The sequence below is a fragment of the Chitinophagaceae bacterium genome (assembly GCA_007695095.1).
In the GTDB taxonomy this organism is placed as follows: domain Bacteria; phylum Bacteroidota; class Bacteroidia; order Chitinophagales; family REEL01; genus REEL01.
This window is the reverse complement of the sequence record REEL01000033.1, coordinates 1-5,238: the sequence shown is the minus strand read 5'-3', so window position 1 is coordinate 5,238 and position 5,238 is coordinate 1. Positions and strand designations below refer to the sequence as shown.

General features: G+C 32.1%; 5 protein-coding genes. All 5 read left to right on the top strand.

The genetic code is table 11. The annotated features are described in order from the left end of the window. Window positions 1–667: 667 nt before the first annotated feature. Entirely contained in the window at window positions 668–1,936 is a 1,269-nt protein-coding gene (locus EA412_00645) for a hypothetical protein (protein ID TVR83910.1), read from the top strand. A gap of 151 nt (window positions 1,937–2,087) precedes the next feature. Further along, complete coding sequence (locus tag EA412_00640; GenBank protein ID TVR83909.1) at window positions 2,088–2,876, top strand: acetyltransferase; 789 nt, start codon at window positions 2,088–2,090, stop codon at window positions 2,874–2,876. A 329-nt stretch (window positions 2,877–3,205) separates the two neighbouring features. Continuing rightward, the gene (locus EA412_00635; GenBank protein TVR83911.1) at window positions 3,206–3,622 is read left to right on the top strand and encodes a CBS domain-containing protein; all 417 of its coding nucleotides are present in this window, start codon (window positions 3,206–3,208) and stop codon (window positions 3,620–3,622) included. Window positions 3,623–4,140: 518 nt separating this feature from the next. After that, complete coding sequence (locus EA412_00630) at window positions 4,141–4,503, top strand: DUF2237 domain-containing protein (protein ID TVR83908.1); 363 nt, start codon at window positions 4,141–4,143, stop codon at window positions 4,501–4,503. Next, on the top strand, window positions 4,484–5,238 hold a 755-nt coding region (locus EA412_00625), incomplete at its 3' end, for a hypothetical protein (protein TVR83907.1). The genes EA412_00630 and EA412_00625, both read left to right, overlap by 20 nt.

Below are 5,238 nucleotides of genomic sequence, written 5' to 3'. Positions count from 1 at the left end.
CCCATGGAATAAAGTCTTGGGTTATGTAAGACTTATTTTATGGGATATACATAAAAAACCTGTAGTTTTAAAAGATACTTTCTAAACAAAATAATAGAATTCATTTCTAAAGAAAAGGAATTCATTATATTAATTAGATTGTTATAGTACCTGACATACAAGCTTGTTTAATAGAGCTAATTTGTTAGAGCTATTAAACAAGTCAATTTCAAGTAGTCTTTCCAAAACTGACGCAATTCTTTATCCAAAGCATAAACTTAAATATAAGTATTCTCTTCTAAAGATGCCAGATAATAACACCCGAACAAGGCGGGAAAAATCATAATTTTTCATTCATACCAAAAAAAGGATATAATTTATCTGAATATTGCTTTTAACAAAGAGAGGGAAAACACAGCCTCACTCTAATTTTCATCATATATTATTTTTACAGTTATTTTTTTTTGAAAATACTTTCATCTTTCGAATATTTTAAAATATGTTTGTGGTTTAATTTTCTATTAGTTGATTAAAAATCATCTTAAAAAACAGGTGTTCGAATGTCGAATCGCCGGTTAAAAGTATTGTTTTAAATTAGGCCATTCAAATACAGTATTTTTATATTGACCGAGGTAAAAAGAATACAGTTAACTATCTCAGCTTTTTATTGAAACTAAAAATTTAAGAAATGAAAAACAAAAACTTATGGCTTATTATTTGTATCTCCATTATTTTGTGTGGATGTGAGGATTTACTTAAGCTTGATGACGAAAAAAATATTTTTAAAATAGATGAAAAAACAGCCTTAGTAGTTGCGGAAAATTTATTATTCCCACCACCCCATGAAGGTGGATTGGATGAGCAGATATTAAAACAAGAAGATTATACTATAAACAAGGAAGTTCTTGACATTTCGCATCTTTTAACAGAAAAAAATGAGCCTTTTGTTTATATCATTAACTTTAAAAACGGTGGATTTGTATTGCTTTCTGCAGATATGAGATTAGAGCCGGTAATCGCCTATTCAGAAATTAATCAATTTTATCTTAATCCAAATGAACCCGTCAGCCCGGGTGTGTTACATTATTTAGCAGCTCACAAAGAGCGATTGGTAAGAATGCTGGAAAGTGGAATAATTCCCAAAAATGCTGAGAATAATATGGCCGCATGGGAAAAACTCTCCAAACAATTTGTTATAGTGAGATATGCCGGTGACTATATAAATTGCAATAATGTTAAAGAGACAAAAATTGTCAGAAAAAAATTACTAAAAACTATATGGGGTCAGCTCGAAGGTTATAATAATTCTTTAGATAATATGGGATGCACATTGGCTAGCAGCGGTGGGAAGCCTCCGGTAGGATGTGTAGCAACTGCTATTGGTCAAATACTTAAATTTCATGCAGAAAATGACTGGAACGGCACATTTACCTATCAAGGTGTGCCTCATATTTATTTTTGGGAAAACATGCCCTATCATTCTGCAAACCAGTCATCTGACCCAAACTTACCCTCCCTTATGAAAGTATTGGGAAAAATGCTAAACATGAGTTATGCTTGTAATGGATCAGGAGCACGTTTTAACAGAGCGTATGATGCATTTAGAAGCATTTTAGGATTTCCTTATGCCACAAAGGAAAATAAATTCATTTATACTGAGGTAATCAATAATATAAATAACAACCGGCCTGTTTTTATGGCGGGTTGTTCAGATGAGACTCAGTGGATATTTGGATTGTTTTCAACCTACAAAAATTGCCATGCCTGGGTGGCTGAAGGGTATTCTCAAGTCTTTGACTGTGAAAACAATACTATGACAAACAACCACAAGATATATATGAATTGGGGATGGGAAGGCAACCATGATGGTTGGTATTTACATAACAAAGAATGGGATGCAGGTTCATCCACTTATAATTATAATAGAAAGATGATTCGCAGAATTATTCCTGAATAAATGCATTTTTGAATCCTTCTTTTGAGATGTGCATTAATAACAAGTATAAATGTATTACATCTTAAAAATTAATTTTTTAAATTCATATACCAAAATTGTTTCTTTAGATAAGCTGTTGTTATTTTTAACGTTAAAATAGGTAAACTGTCTAATGAACATTGAAGACTATTTGAATCGAATTGGTTATAAGGGGAGCTTAACACCCGATTTAGCTGTTTTAAAAAATTTGCAAACAGCTCACCTTTATACGGTAGCTTTCGAAAACTTAGACATACATTACCAAAATGATATTATTTTGGATATTGATAATTTTTTTCAAAAAATTATTATTGATAAAAGAGGTGGTTTTTGTTATGAGTTAAATGGGTTATTCCAAAACCTATTGTTGATGATTGGATATAATGCAAAGTTAATATCCGCGAGGGTTTATAATGAAAAAGACGGAAATTTTGGGAAAGAATATGACCATTTAGCAATAATTGTCCGGATAGATGAAGTTGAATATTTAGTTGATGTAGGATTTGGAGAGTTTTCCCTTATTCCCCTAAAAATCGAGCTTAATACTATTCAAAATGATTCCCGCGCTAATTATATCATTGAAGCATATAAAAATGACTATTTGCTGATTTCCAAATTGAATGGCTCCGGCAAAAAACCAATATATATCTTTACTAAAACTGCAAGAAAACTGTCCGAGTTTGCGGAAATGTGTATTTATCACCAAAACAATCCAAATTCGCATTTTACACAGAAAAAAATCATTAGTAAACCAACGAAAAATGGACGCATAAGTATTGCCGGCAATGTTATAAAAATAACTGAAAATGGCAAAATTGTAAAAGAAACTGAATTTGAAGAGGATACATTTGAAAAATACTTAAAGAAATGGTTCAATGTCGTTGTTTTCAAAAAGCCGGGACAAAATATTCATCCGAGCTGATAAAATTCTTTAAGTTTCCTTTTCAAACAATAATGTTATTGACAAAAAATACCTTTGATTATTTTGCAGCATGGCTAAGTGTAAAATGAGTAACTCACGAAATGGATAAACTCTGAGTTTTAAATTTTATGCTTTAAGTAAATATCCGGACAAATAACCAAAACACATGTGAGAATTTAAGGCTTCACCTAATATATAAGAATCTGCATTTAAATTATTTGCCATTTAGAGTTTAATTTTCATTTAGCTCAATATTATTTGATAAATTTGCAGAAATGAAATGTAAAGTATTTCAAAATCATAATTCATTCAAAAAAAAAAATAACAAGATGAAAAAAAGAGAACCGATTAGCAACATTATGACAAAAGATGTTTACACAGTAAACGAAAACGATAAGTTAAAGGATGCGGTTACCCTAATTCGTGATCACAAAATCCGTCATATACCTGTAATGAATGGTAAAAATGTGAGCGGTATCATTAGCCGTACAGATTTAAACAGGCTTACATTCGGCACTTTGTTTGACAATCAGGAAGGAGCAGATGCAGCTGTACTAGATATGTTAAGCATTCCACAAGTGATGACCTCAAAACCAAAGACAGTTAGTTCTACTGATTCTATTCGTGATGTGGCTGAAATTTTTGCGAAAGAGGAGTATCATGCCTTACCCGTAATTGATAATGGCGAACTGAAGGGTATAGTGACTACTACCGATTTAATTGCTTATATGTTAGAGCAATACTAAACCTGTATTTTTTAAAAAAGCCCGTAACCATAAAAATTACGGGCTTTTTTAATTCTATTAATCTAAACTTAAACACATTACCGGAAAAAGACCGGCTTCTAAAAATATTCACTTTGTAATATAAAACCCTTTCGGAATATGGATTTTATTAAGCCATGATTAAAATTCCGAAAATTGATAGTTAAATAATTTTACACGGATGGGTTTATGTACTTTACTACTTTTTAAATTTCTCAACCGATAAAATTGCCGTTGTCACAAATACTGATTAACGTCCTTTATCTTCATCTCCATTATGTTTGCCTACTAAAACAAATTTCAATTCTTAATGTTAAATTCGCATCTGTATTAAAGGCTTTTAATAAAATGATTTGTCTATTTTATTTGCATTTTAAGGCGGAGATAACTATAAGTCTATTGATTTTAGATACCGGCTTAAAAAATGACCTGATAGTCAGATACAACTAACATAGAAAAAGATTTGAAAAGCTTATTTAAAACTATTAAAGAAGTGATAAATGAAAAATATATTTGGTGAAAAACTTATTTCTTGCTGTAAAAACCCGTTAACCGGATTTTATAGAGACGGCTATTGCAGAACGGATGATTCTGATTTAGGGACACATGCCGTATGTGCCATAGTTACAAAAGAGTTTTTGGACTATTCTTTTAACAAAGGAAATGACTTGATTACGCCGCGTCCTGAATTTGATTTCCCGGGTTTAAAAGCCGGTGACAAATGGTGTTTATGTGCAATTAGGTGGAAAGAAGCATTTGAAGACGGATGTGCCCCTAAAGTTATATTGGAAGCCACTTCGGAAGAAGCATTAAAAATCATTGAAATGAAAGATTTAATAACCTATGCCTACAAAAATGAATAGTTTTAATTTTGATAACACTTACTTATCGCTCCCGGAAAAATTCTACAGTTTTGTGCAACCGGCAAAATTTAATAATCCAGAATTTGTTGTGCTTAATAGGGATTTATTAACTACTCTAAATATTAATAATCAGGATGAAGATGAACTGCTCAGTGTTTTATCCGGTCAAAGCTTGCATACTCATTCAAAACCTTATGCTCAGGCCTATGCAGGGCATCAATTCGGACATTTTACGATGTTAGGAGATGGGAGAGCCATTATGTTAGGTGAACATCTCACCAAAGAAAATAATCGATTTGATATTCAACTTAAAGGAGCCGGGCGGACCCCTTACTCTCGGGGTGGTGATGGGAAAGCGGTACTTAAAGCTATGCTGCGGGAGTATTTAATTAGTGAAGCTATGCATCACTTAAATATCCCCGGCTCAAGGAGTTTAGCAGTTATTAAAACAGGCGAAGATGTTTATAGAGAATGCCATAACGAAGGTGCTATTTTAATAAGAGCTATGAAAAGTCATATTCGTATCGGGACATTTGAATATGCACGTTATTTCGGGAGTCAAGATGACCTGAGCGCATTGTTAAATTATACAATTGAGCGTATATATCCAAAGATAAAACTAAACGAAAATCCCGCTTTAAGCTTATTAGAAGAGGTAATGAATCTACAAATAAGGCTGGTAGTAAATTGGATGCGAGTTGGATTTATTCATGGTGTTATGAATACGGACAATGT

Excerpts from the sequence above, each read along its gene's own strand:
- EA412_00635 (TVR83911.1), top strand. The coding sequence starts at position 3,206 with ATGAAAAAAAGAGAACCGATTAGCAACATTATGACAAAAGATGTTTAC.
- EA412_00645 (TVR83910.1), top strand. The coding sequence starts at position 668 with ATGAAAAACAAAAACTTATGGCTTATTATTTGTATCTCCATTATTTTG.
- EA412_00630 (TVR83908.1), top strand. The coding sequence starts at position 4,141 with ATGAAAAATATATTTGGTGAAAAACTTATTTCTTGCTGTAAAAACCCG.
- EA412_00640 (TVR83909.1), top strand. The coding sequence starts at position 2,088 with ATGAACATTGAAGACTATTTGAATCGAATTGGTTATAAGGGGAGCTTA.